The organism is Bacillus sp. ISL-45 (assembly GCF_018613195.1).
In the GTDB taxonomy this organism is placed as follows: domain Bacteria; phylum Bacillota; class Bacilli; order Bacillales; family Cytobacillaceae; genus Mesobacillus.
This window is the reverse complement of the sequence record NZ_JAGGQQ010000010.1, coordinates 1-16,368: the sequence shown is the minus strand read 5'-3', so window position 1 is coordinate 16,368 and position 16,368 is coordinate 1. Positions and strand designations below refer to the sequence as shown.

The following is a 16,368-nucleotide window of genomic DNA, read 5'->3' as shown; positions in this document are numbered from 1 at the left end:
GGTATGAGTACTCAGGAACACAAGCAGGCTGCACCGAGCCAGGTCCGCTGCAAAGTCATAACAGTAAGCGATACAAGAACGCCGGAAACAGATAAAAGCGGCAAGCTGATGATGGAAATGCTCGAGGCCGCAGGTCATAAGATCGTCGATTATGTGATTGTTAAAGATGAGGCAGAACCGATTAAGTCTGAAGTGCTGAAGGGCTGTAGCCAATCTGATGTGGATGTCGTGCTTACCAATGGAGGCACAGGGATCGCCAAACGTGACGTCACAATCGAAACAGTCCAGGCCCTCTTCGAAAAAGAAATACCTGGATTTGGCGAGATTTTCCGCATGCTCAGCTATACCGAGGATATTGGTTCGGCTACCCTGCTATCGCGTGCCGCAGCCGGAGTCGTGAATGATCGCGCTGTCTTCTCAACACCAGGATCAACAGGTGCTGTACGCCTGGCAATGGAAAAGCTGATCATTCCAGAGATTGGGCATGTGGTAAGAGAATTGACGAAGGATTTATAACGAATTGTGGATGGAATCTTAACAGATTTCATCTTTTTTTGTTTTTTAAAAGAATCTGGGGTGATTGCTCGAATAAGATGTATTGGTTTTTTAGTAGCAGCATCAAGTTCAGACAGGTTTGAGTGGGAAACAAGGAAAAGTTGTCAAGAAAACAACGGAATCGTGACAGATTTGGTAAACACAGGAAAAGCTGTCAAAATACCAGTGGAGCTTAACCAGGAATGGCCGGAATAAATTTAATCATAAAGCAGACAAACAAAAAATAGCCCGGAGCAGCTCCAGGCTATTTTTTATGCAAATGAAAGTATTATCGATGGATCTTCTCTGATGAAATGTCCTGCTGGGTGCGATACCAGAGCCAGAGATCGTTGATGATGGACGCAAGCTCGGAAATTTCGCTGTTCAGTTTACAGGAGCGGATGAAGTCGCTTTCATCGGAAAGCTGGGCTTGCTTCAGGTTGATTGTTTTTTCAAGCTCTGCGATCCGGTCAGGTATGCTGCCGCGAATTTTTTCCCAATGGAGGAGAATCGCGTGCCGTGTATCAAGGTCGTAATCTTCCCAGTTTCCTTGCAGGTCTGGCAGGGGAATGCCCAGTCGGCTGTTAAAAAGAAAAAATTGTTCCATTTCTGATGGTGCCCCCATTCCGGTAATCTTGCTTACATTCTACTATACTTTTAATCCTGCTTCCATACCAGTCTGATACATGAGCAGATTCACGGGATCAATTAAAAAAAACATATTTTATCTTGAAATGTGCTCAAAAACCTGTTACCTTTATAAACGTGAATAAAAATTTATAAGTATGAATAAATATTCGACTAAAAGGAGCATGAAAAAATGGCTGAAAATAAAGTGGTGCTTGCCTATTCTGGCGGGCTTGATACATCTGTTGCGATCAAATGGCTGAAGGACCAGGGTTACGCGGTAATTGCTTGTTGTCTTGATGTTGGTGAAGGAAAGGATCTTCAATTCATAAAAGAAAAAGCGTTGAAGGTCGGCGCAATCAAATCATATGTTTTGGATGTCAAAGAAGAATTCGCCAATGATTATGCACTGTTCGCCCTGCAGGCCCATGCATTATACGAGGGAAAATATCCGCTGGTATCAGCATTATCGCGTCCCTTGATTTCTAAGAAACTAGTGGAAGTAGCAGAAATGGAGGGTGCAACAGCTGTTGCGCATGGCTGCACAGGAAAAGGAAATGACCAGGTGCGATTTGAGGTATCAATCAAAGCATTGAATCCCGATCTGAAGGTCATTGCTCCTGTCCGTGAGTGGAAATGGTCGCGTGAGGAAGAAATTGCTTATGCAGCCAACAATGGCATTCCGATTCCAATCAATCTAGACAGCCCGTTCTCCATTGACCAGAACCTTTGGGGAAGAAGCAATGAATGCGGAATTCTTGAGGATCCCTGGCAGGCACCTCCAGTAGAGGCTTATGAACTGACAGCAGAGCTTGAAGACACACCGGATTCACCGGATATCATCGAGATTGAATTTGTTGAGGGTGTTCCAACAGCGATTGATGGCAAAACTTATCCTCTTTCAGAATTGATTCTTGAGCTTAACAGTATTGCAGGCAAGCATGGTGTCGGAAGGATTGACCATGTGGAAAACCGTCTGGTCGGCATCAAATCACGCGAGGTATACGAAGCTCCTGCTGCGATGACTTTGATCAAGGCTCATAAGGAACTGGAGGATATCACGCTTGTTAAAGAGGTAGCCCATTTCAAGCCGGTTATTGAGAAAAAGCTGACCGAATTAATTTACGAAGGGCTCTGGTTTTCACCGCTTCAGGATGCGCTGGCAGCGTTCTTGAAATCAACACAGAAGCATGTGACGGGTACTGTCCGTGTCAAGCTTTTCAAAGGGCATGCAATCATTGAAGGCAGAAAATCTCCATATTCTTTATACAATGAAAAACTGGCGACTTACACTGCTGACGATGAGTTCGACCATAATGCTGCTGTTGGATTCATCAATCTATGGGGACTGCCAACAGTTGTCCACAGCATGGTCCAGGGCAAGAAGGTGACAGTGTGAAGAAATTATGGGGAGGCAGATTCACCGGCTCTGCTGAGGATTGGGTCGATGAATTTGGGGCATCGATCGGTTTTGACCAGGAACTGGCGAAGCAGGATATCGAGGGCAGTATCGCCCATGCAACTATGCTTGCGAAGTGCGGAATCGTAACAGAAGCTGAAGCAGATAATATTATTCAAGGACTAAGGAAACTGGAGCAGCAAGCAAGTAATGGCGAACTCAAATACTCAGCCAAACTCGAGGATATCCATCTGAACCTTGAACATCACCTGACAGAATTGATTGGTCCAGCAGGCGGCAAACTTCACACGGCACGGAGCAGGAACGACCAGGTGGCGACCGATATGCATTTATACCTGAAAGATCAGGTATCTGAAATCATCGAGCTGATTTCTGAGTTCCAAAAAGCTCTGGTTGAACAGGCAGAACAAAATATTGAGACATTGATGCCCGGGTATACTCACTTGCAGAGGGCACAGCCAATTTCTTTTGCCCATCATCTCATGGCATATTATTGGATGCTTGACCGCGATAAACAGCGTTTTATGGATAGCATGAAAAGAATCAATCTTTCTCCCCTTGGGGCGGGAGCGCTTGCGGGAACTACTTTTCCGATTGACCGCCATATGACAGCAGAAATTCTGGGGTTTGAGGGCATCTATGAAAACAGTCTGGATGCTGTGAGTGACCGTGATTTTATTCTCGAGTTCCTCTCAGACAGCTCGATTTTAATGATGCATCTGTCACGATTGTGCGAAGAACTTATCCTCTGGTCGAGCGAGGAATTCCAGTTCATTGAGCTTTCAGATGCATTCACGACAGGCAGCAGCATCATGCCGCAAAAGAAGAATCCGGATATGGCTGAACTGATCCGCGGTAAAACAGGCCGTGTCTATGGAAGCCTGATGGGACTCTTGACGGTATTGAAAGGCTTGCCTCTGGCGTATAACAAGGATATGCAGGAAGATAAAGAAGGCATGTTTGATACGGTCAAAACAGTGAAGGGCTCCCTGAAAATTTTCGCTGGCATGGTCAGTTCGATGAAGGTGAGAACGGAGGAAATGGCAGAATCAGTCAAGAAGGATTTTTCGAATGCAACTGAGCTGGCTGATTATCTGGCGGCAAAAGGCGTACCTTTCCGTGAAGCACATGAAATCGTCGGCAAGCTTGTCCTTGATTGCATCCAAAAAGGCTGCTACCTTGCAGACCTGTCATTAGAAGCCTACAAGTCCATGAACCCGTTGTTCGAAGATGATATTTTCGAGGCATTGAATCCTTATAATGCCGTGAAAAGACGAAACAGTGCTGGAGGCACCGGCTTCTCACAAGTGAAATTTCAGATCGAGAAAGCAAAAATAACATTATAAAAGGCTGTTTTGGCATGGATTGTTGCTATTGTTCTAAAATCGCGCTAAAAAAGAGGGTCTTTTCGAGGAGACTTCTGAATAAAGATTGCTTTAGTATGGTTGAGAAAGCAACAAAATTTAAGAAAAGAGCCTTATAAATGGAAAAAAGCACGAAGTATCAATAAAAAGATACTTCGTGCTTTTTGTATGGTGTGTCATTAGATTAATTCTCTTTGTCAGTCCGGACAACCAGGACATCACAAGATGCATAGCGGGTGATATGCTCGGAGACACTTCCGATGAAGAAGCGTTCCACTGCGTTCATTCCTGTTGCTCCGCAAATAATCAGGTCGGCGTTATATTTTTTTGCAACATCTTTCGCAATCTTGACCTTTGGTGAACCATAATCGATGTCATATTCCACGTCTTTGATACCAGCTTCGATTGCCTGCTGTTTGTAGCTTTCCATCAGCTCTGTAGCAAACTGTGTCGCCCGCTCTGAGATGGTGCGGTCATATGCCTCTACAGTAGCAAAGGTGCGTAAATCGATTATGTGGGTCATGACCAGACTCGCGTCGTTTCTTTTTGCGATTTCAATGGCTTTTTTAAAAGCCCATGCTGCTTGTTTAGAACCATCAACGGCAACTAAAATGTTCTTATAATAAAGTGCCATAGTTCTCGCCTCCTTTACCTATATTATACAACAGTTTCATTGGTATAGCTGTGACAATCCAACGAAAACTATAGATGCAAGCATCATATTGAAGGAGGATTTCACATGGATAAAAAGGAACAGCGCGGCCAGTCATTTTATGATTACGATGATCAGGGTGTCATGCAGGTAAGCCAGCAAATCATGGATTCATACAACAGCGGAGTAGTCCCGCAGGATCAGATGAAAGCAGCAGCAGAAAACAATGAGGAACATAGATAAAGCTGTATTCGCATCGTTACAGGCTATAATAATGCCTGCTAACTTCTCTATTAAAAATGAAAAATAATCTGGCTTAATGGATAGGGTGGCTTGCTGAGAACCATTGCTCGGCAAGCCTTTTTATTTTCCATTCCTACTTCCTGTAAAATTAAAAATATACAGAATAGTATATTTTAGGGAAATTTGTACGAATTGTTTTGCCAAAAGCATTTTTTTCTACTAAAATGAAAGTGTTTTCATCTTGCCGCAATATTTCTTTACTCATTGAAAAAATGATATAGTGATGGCAGGGCTGAAATGGTAGGGCAATTATTATATAGGAGGTATGCAAAAATGCGTATCGGTGTACCTAAAGAGATAAAAAATAACGAAAATCGTGTGGCTATGACGCCTGCAGGAGTAGTTAATCTAGTAAATTTCGGGCATGAAGTTTTCATTGAGACTGGAGCTGGAATTGGCTCAAGTTTTACAGATGAAGACTACAAGGCTGCCGGTGCTCTGATCGTTGGAAGTGCAGAAGAAGCATGGGCACAGGATATGGTCATGAAGGTTAAAGAACCTCTCGCAGAAGAATACGGGTATTTCCGTGAAGGCTTAATTTTATTTACATATTTGCATCTTGCACCAGAACCGGAACTGACTAAGGCATTGATCGAGAATAAGGTTGTTGGAATTGCCTATGAAACAGTACAGCTGGCTAACGGTTCGCTTCCATTGCTTACTCCTATGAGTGAGGTTGCTGGCCGTATGTCTACACAAATCGGTGCGCAATTCCTTGAAAAAGTTCACGGAGGAAAAGGAATCCTGCTTGGAGGCGTTCCAGGTGTACAAAGAGGAAAAGTAACAATCATCGGCGGCGGTGTAGCTGGCACGAACGCAGCTAAAATGGCTGTCGGCCTTGGTGCTCAGGTCACAATGATCGACTTGAACCCAGACCGTCTTCGTCAGCTGGATGATATCTTCGGTTCTGACATTACAACGCTAATGTCCAATCCTTTGAACATTGCTGAAGCAGTCAAAGCATCTGACCTGGTTATCGGCGCTGTATTGATTCCAGGCGCGAAGGCGCCAAAGCTTGTGACAGAAGAAATGATCCAGTCGATGAACCCAGGTTCAGTCGTTGTCGATATCGCAATCGACCAGGGTGGCATCTTCGAAACAACAGACAGAATCACAACACATGACAACCCTACTTATGAAAAGCACGGCGTTGTTCACTACGCAGTTGCCAACATGCCAGGTGCAGTTCCTAGAACATCAACAATCGCCTTGACGAACGTGACAGTGCCGTACGCTGTCCAGATTGCGAACAAAGGCTACAAGCAGGCTTGCCTGGACAATGAAGCATTGCTCAAGGGAATCAACACGCTTAATGGCTATGTGACTTACCAGGCAGTAGCAGAAGCGCATAACCTTGTATACTCTGAAACAAAAACATTATTAGAGCAAATTTAATTTTTCTAGATCCGGATGAAATATTCCGGATCTTTTATTGTTGAGATAGGTAAAGCAACTCTAATTAACACAAAGCAGTTTAAAATCTTTCAATTTTAGCGTATATTATTTATGGGATATACGGGTTCTAGTTGCTAGAATGTCCGTGTTAATTTGTTATTGAGGAGTGTCATGATGGAAAAAGTACTTGTTTTTGGACATAAAAATCCTGATACGGATACAATCTGCTCTGCTATTGCCTATGCTAATTTGAAGCAAAAGCTTGGTGTCGATGCGGAAGCGGTACGTTTGGGCCAGGTTAATGGAGAAACTCAGTATGCTCTTGATTACTTCAAAGCTGAAGCGCCACGCCTTGCAGGTAGAGTTTCAGAAGAAGTGGACAAGGTTATCCTTGTTGACCACAACGAACGCCAGCAGAGCGCTGATGACATTACAGATGTTCAAATCGTGGAAGTCATTGACCACCACCGTGTGGCGAATTTCGAGACGAGTGATCCGCTTTATTTCCGTGTTGAGCCAGTAGGCTGCACAGCCACAATCCTAAATAAGATGTACAAAGAAAACAATGTGGAAATCGAAAAGAATATCGCTGGACTAATGCTGTCGGCGATCATCTCTGATTCTTTATTGTTCAAGTCCCCGACTTGCACAGACCAGGATGTTGCAGCTGCACGTGAATTGGCTGAAATCGCAGGAGTGGATGCTGAGGAATACGGTCTTGAAATGCTGAAGGCTGGTGCGGATCTCAGCAGCAAAACAATCGAAGAGCTTATTTCCCTTGACGCGAAGGAATTCCAGATGGGAGAATCCAAGGTTGAAATCGCACAGGTAAACACAGTGGATATCAACGATGTTCTTTTGCGTAAGGTAGAGCTTGAAGAAGCATTGATCAATAAGATAACTGAAAAGAACCTGGATCTGTTCTTGCTGGTCATCACTGATATATTGACGAATGATTCTGCAGCGCTTGCGATTGGTAAAAAGGCTGCAGCTGTTGAGGAAGCGTTCAATGTAACTCTCGAAGATAATACTGCGACACTTAAGGGCGTTGTTTCCCGTAAAAAACAGGTCGTTCCAGTACTGACGAATGTACTTGCGAAATAAATCCTAATAAAGAACCTTCCTGGCCATTTGGGCAGGAAGGTTTTTTGATTTTACGCGAATTTCTCTGTTCGGGCAGAAGATCTTTTCAGCTTTAATGTAATATAAGCAAAGTAGACAAAAGCAGCAATTGAGAAGTAAATCCAGGCATTGACTACCTGGTCTGTTTTCCATAAGCCAGTCATTGACAGGAGTGCCGGGAAGGTCAATGTCAGCCATGACTGGACCATGGCAACTTTCCCGACATATGCATCTATTTTCTTGTTCAATCCCATTGATAAGAAGAACAGGAACCAAAGGTAGGCCCACATCAGCCATGTAAGCGCGTTGACAATATCATCAAAATGGACAAAGGCAACCGCTGCATAAATGATGGCGAGAACAGCAACCCAGAGGGAATACCATCCAAGCCCGGTGCCATCAAGGTTGTTCCACAAGGTCAACCCGACATATAAATAGGTAAAACCAAAGAGAAAGATGCTTGCCAGACTGTAGACCGTCCAATTGCTCTGGTCGGATACGGCAATCAAGTAAAAGGGCACGATCACTTGTAATGCCCCGATGAATAAATTGAATACTGCCACACTTTTAGCGTTTGCCTTTCCTAAAAGCATTAAGCTGTTCAGGAAGAGTGCTGCACCTGATAGTAATAAACCTGCGTCTCCCATGATGTATGCCGCCCAATAATTGGGGCAGCTCTGTCCTCCTTAAACGTTCAAATAAGAAAGAGCAACTCTTTAGGAGTTGCCCCTTGTTAACTTAAATAATCAATTTAGACCATTTTCTTGGACATGTCTACTTTCTCCATGTCTTTGGATGTGAAGTATCCAGGAAGGATTTCGCTGATTGTCGTTTCCTTTACATCGCCATTCAGATTGGCAAGGTAAATTTTTGTATCGTCAGTTGCGAACTCCGCAATCACCTGGCGGCAGGCACCGCAAGGTGAAACAGGACCTTCAGTGTCAGCGACTACTGCAATCGCCTTGATTTCGGTATCCCCTTCAGAGACTGCCTTGAAAATGGCTGTTCTTTCAGCACAGTTTGTCAATCCGTAAGATGCGTTTTCGATATTGCAGCCCAGGAATAGATTATCGTTACTAGTTATGATTGCAGCGCCAACCTGAAATTTAGAATATGGAACGTATGCTGTGCTTCTTGCTTCTATTGCTTTTTCCACAAGCGTGTGTTTATCCATCGTCCATTCCCCATTCCCAATGATATTATTTGAGCCCGTATGAATAATTTAGTATGAAGATTCCGAAGTCAGGCCATTGATAATTGCCACTCCAGAACTTGCGCCAATTCTTGTTGCGCCAGCTTCGATCATGTTCTGTGCATCCTCAAGGCTTCTGACTCCGCCGGAAGCTTTAACCCCAACATCAGGGCCGACGGTTTTTCTCATTAGAGCGATATCTTCTACAGTCGCTCCGCCTGTTGAGAAACCAGTTGAAGTCTTTACGAAATCTGCTCCAGCTTTAACAGAAAGCTTGCATGCGATTTCTTTTTCCTCGTCGTTAAGAAGGCAAGATTCGATGATGACCTTTGTCAGTGCTTTGCCTTTTGCAGCGTCAACTACCGCTTTAATATCCTTTTCAACTAGATCATATTGCTTGTCTTTCAATGCACCGATATTGATGACCATATCGACTTCAGTCGCGCCGTTTTCGATTGCATTCTTTGTTTCGAATGCTTTTGTTTCTGAAGTTGTAGCGCCCAGAGGGAAGCCGATTACTGTGCAAACTTTTACTTCTTCAGCATCCTTAAGAATTTCAGCAGCCTTCTGTACCCACGTCGGGTTAACGCAAACAGAAGCAAATTTATATTCTTTTGCTTCCTCAGCCAGCTTTACAATCTCTGCTTCGGTTGCATTTGCTTTAAGTAATGTGTGGTCGATCATTCTTGCTAAATCGTTTGTCATTAAGTTCAAACCCTTTCCGTATAAAAATAGTTGAAACGCTTTCATTCAGAATAAAAAATATATAACCCAAATTTATTATGTGTCACTTACATGAATAATATATCAGGTAGGTGAACATATGTAAATAACCTAATGAACAAATGTAAAAATAAAAAATGGAAATACATGAATTTGTCATATCTTATAACAAAAATTTTCTTTTGACTTTGGAAGGGCATTTCTTTATAGTTGCTATATAAAAATGAATAAATCATCCTGCAATCGCGGGAGAGGTTCATAGCGGACACCCTCTATAAAAAACTATGGCTTTGAAGAATTTCAACCATATCCCAGAGGATATGGTTTTTTATTTGATAAGCAGAGTTCATGGGCCTCAAAAGCGTTTGCAGATCAAATAGGAGGCTTTAAAATGGCTGGAAGAAAAGATGAAGAAATGAAAGATTTGACACTGCTAGGCAATCAGGGAACAAAATACTTGTTTGAGTACTCTCCTGAAATCCTTGAAACGTTTGAAAATAAGCACCCATATCGAGATTATTTTGTTAAATTCAATACCCCCGAATTCACGAGTCTTTGCCCGATCACAGGCCAGCCTGATTTTGCATCGATTTATATCAGCTACATTCCTGACAAATTGATGGTTGAAAGCAAAGCGCTGAAATTATATTTGTTCAGCTTCAGGAACCACGGTGATTTTCACGAAGACTGCATGAACATCATCATGAATGACCTGATCAAACTGATGGATCCAAGGTATATTGAGGTTTGGGGCAAATTCACTCCAAGAGGCGGCATCTCAATTGATCCGTATACTAACTACGGCAAGCCCGGAACGAAGTATGAAGAAATGGCAAACTACCGGATGATGAACCATGATATGTATCCGGAAAAAGTGGATAATCGCTAATTAGAGGAAGAGCAGCTGCTTGTGCTGCTCTTTTTTAACTGGAAAAAAAGATGGATTTTTTCCAATTCGCTATAAAAATGATTTTTTCGCTATAAAAAACTGAAACTCGCTATAAAAAATTAAAACTCGCTATAAAAAAGAAATTACTGCTATAAGAAAGCTGAAGCGGATTGTTTACGCCTTTGGAAACTAGCTTTTTCACTAAAACAAACCGCCTGGATCCGGGATCGCAGGCGGTTTTGATTCTTTTTACGATACAAAGACCAATTCTTTAGGGAATTTCGTTAGGATTTCGATTCCATCCTCGGTGATAACGACATCATCTTCAATTCTCACTCCCGCAACGCCAGGTACATATATACCAGGCTCAGCGGTGAACACCATTCCTTTTTCCATTAATAAAGGATTCGTGCTGGTCAATGATGGATATTCGTGGACGCTGACTCCGAGTCCGTGCCCAAGGCGGTGAGGGAAGTAGTCGCCGTATCCAGCTTCTTCTATCACATTGCGTGCAGCAAGGTCGACCTCTGAGCAGGCAACACCAGCCCGTGCAGTATCCAGGGCTTTAAGCTGTGCTTTTAAAACGGTGTTATAAATTTCTTCCTGCTGTTTATTGATCTCACCGTACGCAACGGTCCGTGTGATATCAGAGCAGTAGCCATCCATCACAACGCCAAGGTCGAACAGGACGAGGTCACCTTTCTTGATCTTCGTCAGCCCAGGTGTCCCGTGCGGTGCTGCTGCATTTTTACCAGTAAGGACCATCGTTGAAAACGACATTTCCGTTACGCCCTTTTTCTTCAATTCAAATTCAATTGCTGCAAGGACATCTAGCTCGGTTTTGCCTTCCTGGATTTCATTTACCCCTGTCTCTATGGCAAAGTCGGCCAGCTCACACGCTTTTCTCAGTTTCTGCAATTCAGCTTCTGTTTTGATCATTCGCATCTGGCGCAGTTTTTCCTCTGCTGAAACAAATTCAGAGCCGCCAAACAGGCCAGCCATTTTTTCATAACGCTCTACATTCAATTGTTCCTTCTCAATCGCGGTTTTCTTGATTGAAGGAACGCGGTTCTTAATCGCATTGTAAGCAAGCTCCATGGAATCATCCGTATCACTGTAGCCGATGATTTCAAGTTCCCATCCGGCATTTTTAGCATTTTCTTTATCCATTGCCGGGCAAATCATGAACGGCTCGGCATCCTGGAATACAGCAACTGCCAGCAGTCTTTCGTGAGGATTGCTTAAAAATCCGCTTAGGTAAAATACATTATCAGGAGATGTAACAAAAGTGACGTCGACACCATTGTCCTTCATCCAGCCTGATAACGCAGCCAATCTTTCCGTCATAGAAATTCCTCCTCTGATATGTACATCACACTATGAGAGTAGCAATTCGCAGGTGAAAAGTAAAACTTTTAACGAGAGAGGTTGTTGGGTAAAAAGAAAATGGAAGAAGGAGATAGGCAAAGAGTGTTGAAATAAATTATTAGGATGGCTTTTTGCAGAGGCTGCAGGTCAGCGGCGGCATGATGCCTAAAACTGCAGCGGTTTATTGCCCAAAAAAAGCCTTGAATGAAAGGAGCGATAATATGAAAGTATCTTATCACGGACATTCGGTTGTAAAAATCGAAACAAATGGGAAGACAATCCTGATTGATCCATTCATTACAGGCAATGACCTGACCGATCTGAAGGTGGAAGATGTAAAGCCTGACGTCATCATCCTTACTCATGCCCATGGCGACCATCTTGGGGATACGGTCGAACTGGCGAAGAAGCATGATGCGCTTGTAATCGCCAATTTCGAAGTGGCTACATATTTAAGCTGGAAGGGCTTGAACACGCATGGCATGTCGATTGGCGGTGCGTATGAATTTGATTTTGGCAAGGTCAAAATGACTCCTGCCTTCCATGGAACAGGAATGGTAACTGAGAACAATGAAATCATTTATGGCGGCATGCCTGCTGGGATTCTGTTCATGGCAGAAGGGAAGACCGTGTTCCATGCAGGTGACACGGGTCTGTTTTCAGACATGAAGCTTATTGGGGAGAGACATCCGATTGACCTGGCATTTCTGCCGATTGGCGACAATTTTACAATGGGCCCGGAAGATGCGGCATTGGCAGCGGAATTCCTGGATGCGAAGGAAGTTGTTCCGATTCATTTCAACACATTCCCGCCAATCAAGCAGGATCCGCATGCTTTTGTTAAAATGCTTAAGAAAAATAAAGGCACTGTTCTTGAAGCAGGAGAGGCAATTGAATTATAGAAGTCAAGAGCTGCACAAAAAGTTGTGCAGCTTTTTCTATTTGGCCATGCTAATTTTTGTCCTGGAAGCATAGATATAAACCAAGACAACCTGTAGGAGGGGGAAGATGAAGAAGAACCGTTACTTGTTATACTTGCTGTTGTGCGGCATGATGCTTTACATAGGAATGCCGGAGCTCAACTTCCAGATGGGAGGAAAAGAGGCTTTATTTGCCGGTTCGTGGCTGTTCCTGGCCTTGCTGGTCTTCGCGGGAAATCTGGCAGCCTTTTTATACACGCCGAAAAAACGTTCCAGGGCAGGCAGCAGGAAGATGGAAAGCAGTTTGAAAAGGAAATCACGTGTTTACACTGGCTGAGAATCAGCCAGTTTTTTCTATATAAAGGACTTCCATCCTAATTAAATTGAATCCAACCCTTTTAAACCTTATAATAATAATGGATAGAACTACTTTGTACGGAAAATTATTAAAAAGGGTGAAAGTCTTGGCAACTAAGCATGAACAAATACTTCAATATATAGATGAATTGCCAATAGGAGAAAAAATCTCGGTACGCCAAATCGCCAAGGCGCTGAACGTAAGCGAAGGAACTGCATATAGAGCAATTAAGGATGCTGAAAATAAAGGGTATGTCAGCACGATTGAACGTGTCGGCACCATCAGGATTGAGCGGAAAAAGAAAGAGAACATTGAAAAACTTACTTTTGCCGAAGTTGTCAATATCGTTGATGGGCAAGTGCTGGGCGGCCGTGCCGGGCTTCATAAAACATTGAACAAGTTCGTCATCGGGGCGATGAAGCTTGAGGCGATGATGCGCTATACGGGTGCAGGCAACCTGCTGATCGTCGGGAACCGCGACAAAGCACATGAGCAGGCGCTGCGGGCAGGAGCAGCTGTTTTAGTGACCGGTGGTTTTGATACTGAAGACCATGTAAAGAAACTTGCCGATGAATTGCAGCTGCCGATCATCTCCAGCAGCTATGATACTTTTACAGTAGCGACGATGATCAACCGTGCGATTTACGATCAGTTGATCAAAAAGGAAATTATCCTTGTCGAGGATATCCTGACCCCGGTTACGGAAACGATCTTCCTTAAGGCTAATGACCGGGTATCAGATTGGTATCGGCACAAGGATGAAACGCTTCACAGCCGTTTTCCGGTTGTGGACCAGAATATGAAAGTAATCGGGATGATCACATCGAAGGATGTCATGGGGCATGAACAGGATACAGTGATTGAGAAGATCATGACAAAACAACCGATGACCGTAAGCGGTTCGACGAGTGTAGCATCCTCCGCTCACATGATGGTGTGGGAGGGCATTGAAGTCTTGCCAGTTGTGGACGATGCCAACAGGATTCAGGGCATTGTCAGCAGACAGGATGTGTTGAAGGCTCTGCAAATGATCCAGCGACAGCCGCAAGTAGGGGAAACACTTGATGATACGGTTACGAACCAGCTTGTTCTGGCAAAAGGAAAAACAAAGGATGAAGACATTTTCCGCTGCCAGGTGACTCCGCAGATGACAAACCACCTTGGGACGATTTCATATGGCGTGTTTACAACAATCGTCACAGAAGCCGCGAACCGTGTGCTGCGAGGGTATAAAAAAGGTGACCTGGTTGTCGAGAATATGACGATTTATTTTATCAAGCCAGTGCAGATTGACAGTGTCATAGAGATCTACCCGAAGGTTCTAGAGGTGGGAAGGAAGTTCGGTAAGGTCGATATCGAAGCCTTCAATGACGGCGTTCTCGTCGGTAAGGCTATGATGATGTGTCAGCTGATCGACAGACATTAACAGTTGAAAGAAGCCGATCCTTAATAACAGGGTCGGCTTTGTTGTACTCTAATTTTCCTGGGCTTCCTTGGCAGCGTGTGGAAGGTAGAACTTATATGCTTTGATCCCGCCCCAGACGCTCAATGAACCAATGACAATGAAAATAGCACCTACGATGTATGTGACAGCAGTCTGGAAAAGGAACAATTGGTTGATCCCGAAAAGGGCGACGAACAAACCCAGGGCGATGCTTGATTTTGCAGAAAGCCAGCTTCGCTCTGCAGGCCTTTTGCTGCGGACATATTTAATCTTGTAAAAGATATAGAAGACAAGTGAAAGAATGATCAATAAAACGAGAATAGGCATTGCAATTCCTCCAAATTCATAATCTACTCTATTTTACAGCTTATCCATGGAGATTGCCAAGCAAAGGTTGAAGACTGGGAGAGAATGCCGGTACCCTGCCAGTTAAGGTTCCTGCTTTTCTTTTCCAAAAAATATGTTCATAATTAAGATATGAAAAAGATGGAGGAGCATTTTGATGAAAGAGCAAATACTTGAGACTATTGAAAACTATGAAACGATCATTATCCATCGTCATGTAAGGCCGGATCCTGATGCATACGGTTCGCAGGGAGGGCTTGCTGAAATCCTGAAGGCTTCGTACCCTGAAAAGAATATTTACACTGTAGGCACAGAGGAGCCATCGCTTAACTATTTGAGAAGGCTTGATTCTATCTCGGACGATACTTTTAAAGGCGCGCTAGTGATTGTCTGTGATACAGCGAATGCCGAGCGAATTTGTGATGAACGTTACCGTTTAGGGGAGCAACTTGTGAAAATTGACCATCATCCGAATGAAGATCCGTACGGCGATCTTCTATGGGTGGAGACTTCAGCAAGCTCTACAAGTGAAATGATTTATGAGTTTTACCTTACTTTCAAGGATAAGGGCCTGAGGATGTCAGATGAGGCAGCCAGATTGCTGTATGCCGGAATTGTTGGCGACACTGGCCGATTCCTGTATCCGAGCACCACTAACAAAACTTTTGCATATGCAGGAGAATTGATCCACTATAACTTCTCGCGTACAGAGCTTTATGACAGAATGTATGAGCTGGCGCCGAATGTGGTGAAGTTGAACGGATACATCCTCCAGAACTTTGAACTGCTGGAAAATGGTGCGGCCAAGGTAGTGATGAAACGGGAGCTGCTTGATCAGTATTCCGTCAAGCCATCTGAAGCATCATTACTTGTAAGTGAGCTGGGGAATGTCAGGGGAATTAAGGCCTGGGTATTTTTCATTGAGGAAGAAGATCAAATCAGGGTTCGCCTTCGTTCCAAAGGGCCTGTAATCAATACAATCGCCAGAAATTACAATGGCGGAGGCCATCCGCTGGCTGCAGGTGCATCCATTTATTCATGGGATGATGTCGACCGGGTTCTTGGAGACTTAATCAAAGCATGTGAGGAATAGAGATCCACAAAAAAGGTGCGTTTCAATACTGAAGCGCACCTTGCTTATTGAACATTATCTATTATTAAAATAAACCTTTAAAGCATCCGTGATTTCCGCATTCAATCCATCGGTCTGGATCTTGTAGTGGTCACCGTCAAGGGAAGCTGTAAAATCAGTGATTCCCTGCTGTTTTAAGAAGTCATCGATGTCAGAAAGATGTTCCCCCTGATTCTTAAGGCTTTTTTGACCGACAAAATCATCATTCACATATATATCATACTGATCCTCATTCAATTTCACCTGGTTTTCACCATTTGCGTTGTTCATGGCGTACGCCGGGAAAACTCCTCCGCCAACACCACTGCCGCTGTTTCCTGCTCCATTGTTAAAACTCATATGAATCCCTCCTGTCTATAATTAGGCATATGCTTTATAATTCCCGTTTTTATCAGGAGTCACACAAACTGGAGGGAATTCCCTTTATTTACTGGCAGGTATTAGACAGCTACTACATAGAACTTCTCAATGCAAAGCCGGAATCGTGACAGCTTTCAAGAGGAACCCATTAAGCTGTCATGAGAAAGCCAGAATCGTGACAGCTTTTGTGTGGCAAGCTTCAAAGCTGTCAAGAAAACGC

The 16,368-nt window shown here is 43.7% G+C and carries 20 protein-coding genes; 12 read left to right on the top strand and 8 right to left on the bottom strand.

Annotated features, from left to right (window positions below):
- Positions 1-3 precede the first annotated feature (3 nt).
- Both J7E35_RS13930 and J7E35_RS13925 read left to right on the top strand, forming a co-directional pair.
- Positions 4-516 carry a MogA/MoaB family molybdenum cofactor biosynthesis protein gene (locus J7E35_RS13930; RefSeq protein ID WP_214780704.1) on the top strand — a complete coding sequence of 171 codons (513 nt, stop codon included), beginning with the start codon at positions 4-6 and terminating at the stop codon, positions 514-516.
- Between the two features lie 6 nt (positions 517-522).
- Positions 523-750, top strand: coding sequence for a hypothetical protein (locus J7E35_RS13925; RefSeq protein WP_214780703.1), 228 nt, complete (start codon positions 523-525; stop codon positions 748-750).
- Positions 751-823: 73 nt separating this feature from the next.
- Here J7E35_RS13925 and J7E35_RS13920 read toward each other — a convergent pair whose 3' ends face one another.
- Complete coding sequence (locus tag J7E35_RS13920) at positions 824-1,141, bottom strand: hypothetical protein (RefSeq protein ID WP_214780702.1); 318 nt, start codon at positions 1,139-1,141, stop codon at positions 824-826.
- Positions 1,142-1,354: 213 nt separating this feature from the next.
- Here J7E35_RS13920 and J7E35_RS13915 point away from each other — a divergent pair, with 213 nt between their 5' ends.
- Positions 1,355-2,560 (top strand): argininosuccinate synthase, encoded by a 1,206-nt coding sequence (locus J7E35_RS13915; protein ID WP_214780700.1) that lies wholly within the window; start codon positions 1,355-1,357, stop codon positions 2,558-2,560.
- Positions 2,557-3,927, top strand: a complete 1,371-nt coding sequence (gene argH / locus J7E35_RS13910; protein ID WP_214780698.1) for an argininosuccinate lyase — start codon at positions 2,557-2,559, stop codon at positions 3,925-3,927. The genes J7E35_RS13915 and argH overlap by 4 nt, the downstream gene beginning before the upstream one ends.
- A 202-nt stretch (positions 3,928-4,129) precedes the next feature.
- Here argH and J7E35_RS13905 read toward each other — a convergent pair whose 3' ends face one another.
- On the bottom strand, positions 4,130-4,579 hold the full coding sequence (locus J7E35_RS13905; RefSeq protein WP_214780695.1) for a universal stress protein: 450 nt from the start codon (positions 4,577-4,579) through the stop codon (positions 4,130-4,132).
- Positions 4,580-4,684: 105 nt separating this feature from the next.
- On the opposite strand from J7E35_RS13905, the gene J7E35_RS13900 reads away from it, so the two are divergent.
- The 3 genes from J7E35_RS13900 to J7E35_RS13890 all read left to right on the top strand — a co-directional run bounded on the left by J7E35_RS13900 (position 4,685) and on the right by J7E35_RS13890 (position 7,399).
- On the top strand, positions 4,685-4,840 hold the full coding sequence (locus J7E35_RS13900; RefSeq protein ID WP_214780693.1) for a hypothetical protein: 156 nt from the start codon (positions 4,685-4,687) through the stop codon (positions 4,838-4,840).
- 333 nt (positions 4,841-5,173) lie between these two features.
- Positions 5,174-6,295: an alanine dehydrogenase gene (gene ald, locus J7E35_RS13895; RefSeq protein ID WP_167832692.1), complete on the top strand. Its 1,122-nt coding sequence runs from the start codon at positions 5,174-5,176 to the stop codon at positions 6,293-6,295.
- 174 nt (positions 6,296-6,469) lie between these two features.
- Complete coding sequence (locus J7E35_RS13890; protein WP_214780691.1) at positions 6,470-7,399, top strand: manganese-dependent inorganic pyrophosphatase; 930 nt, start codon at positions 6,470-6,472, stop codon at positions 7,397-7,399.
- Positions 7,400-7,449: 50 nt separating this feature from the next.
- Here the strand turns inward: J7E35_RS13890 and J7E35_RS13885 are convergent, their stop codons facing one another.
- The 3 genes from J7E35_RS13885 to deoC all read right to left on the bottom strand — a co-directional run bounded on the left by J7E35_RS13885 (position 7,450) and on the right by deoC (position 9,314).
- Positions 7,450-8,064 carry an AmiS/UreI family transporter gene (locus J7E35_RS13885; protein ID WP_214780689.1) on the bottom strand — a complete coding sequence of 205 codons (615 nt, stop codon included), beginning with the start codon at positions 8,062-8,064 and terminating at the stop codon, positions 7,450-7,452.
- 104 nt (positions 8,065-8,168) lie between these two features.
- Positions 8,169-8,591: a cytidine deaminase gene (locus J7E35_RS13880; RefSeq protein WP_214780687.1), complete on the bottom strand. Its 423-nt coding sequence runs from the start codon at positions 8,589-8,591 to the stop codon at positions 8,169-8,171.
- A gap of 48 nt (positions 8,592-8,639) precedes the next feature.
- Entirely contained in the window at positions 8,640-9,314 is a 675-nt protein-coding gene (gene deoC / locus J7E35_RS13875) for a deoxyribose-phosphate aldolase (protein WP_214780914.1), read from the bottom strand.
- Between the two features lie 409 nt (positions 9,315-9,723).
- Between deoC and queF the strand changes: the two genes are divergently transcribed.
- On the top strand, positions 9,724-10,221 hold the full coding sequence (queF, locus tag J7E35_RS13870; protein WP_167832694.1) for a preQ(1) synthase: 498 nt from the start codon (positions 9,724-9,726) through the stop codon (positions 10,219-10,221).
- 249 nt (positions 10,222-10,470) lie between these two features.
- Here the strand turns inward: queF and J7E35_RS13865 are convergent, their stop codons facing one another.
- Positions 10,471-11,568, bottom strand: a complete 1,098-nt coding sequence (locus J7E35_RS13865) for a M24 family metallopeptidase (RefSeq protein ID WP_214780685.1) — start codon at positions 11,566-11,568, stop codon at positions 10,471-10,473.
- Positions 11,569-11,810: 242 nt separating this feature from the next.
- Between J7E35_RS13865 and J7E35_RS13860 the strand changes: the two genes are divergently transcribed.
- The 3 genes from J7E35_RS13860 (at position 11,811) to J7E35_RS13850 (ending at position 14,293) form a co-directional block, all read left to right on the top strand.
- Positions 11,811-12,491: a metal-dependent hydrolase gene (locus tag J7E35_RS13860; protein ID WP_214780912.1), complete on the top strand. Its 681-nt coding sequence runs from the start codon at positions 11,811-11,813 to the stop codon at positions 12,489-12,491.
- A 106-nt stretch (positions 12,492-12,597) separates the two neighbouring features.
- Positions 12,598-12,846 carry a hypothetical protein gene (locus J7E35_RS13855; RefSeq protein WP_214780683.1) on the top strand — a complete coding sequence of 83 codons (249 nt, stop codon included), beginning with the start codon at positions 12,598-12,600 and terminating at the stop codon, positions 12,844-12,846.
- 127 nt (positions 12,847-12,973) lie between these two features.
- Entirely contained in the window at positions 12,974-14,293 is a 1,320-nt protein-coding gene (locus J7E35_RS13850) for a CBS domain-containing protein (RefSeq protein ID WP_214780681.1), read from the top strand.
- A 48-nt stretch (positions 14,294-14,341) separates the two neighbouring features.
- On the opposite strand, the gene J7E35_RS13845 is transcribed toward J7E35_RS13850, so the two are convergent.
- On the bottom strand, positions 14,342-14,638 hold the full coding sequence (locus tag J7E35_RS13845) for a YtpI family protein (protein WP_214780679.1): 297 nt from the start codon (positions 14,636-14,638) through the stop codon (positions 14,342-14,344).
- A gap of 175 nt (positions 14,639-14,813) precedes the next feature.
- Here J7E35_RS13845 and J7E35_RS13840 point away from each other — a divergent pair, with 175 nt between their 5' ends.
- Positions 14,814-15,749, top strand: a complete 936-nt coding sequence (locus J7E35_RS13840; protein ID WP_214780677.1) for a DHH family phosphoesterase — start codon at positions 14,814-14,816, stop codon at positions 15,747-15,749.
- A 54-nt stretch (positions 15,750-15,803) separates the two neighbouring features.
- On the opposite strand, the gene J7E35_RS13835 is transcribed toward J7E35_RS13840, so the two are convergent.
- The gene (locus J7E35_RS13835) at positions 15,804-16,127 is read right to left on the bottom strand and encodes a hypothetical protein (protein ID WP_214780675.1); all 324 of its coding nucleotides are present in this window, start codon (positions 16,125-16,127) and stop codon (positions 15,804-15,806) included.
- Positions 16,128-16,368: the final 241 nt, after the last annotated feature.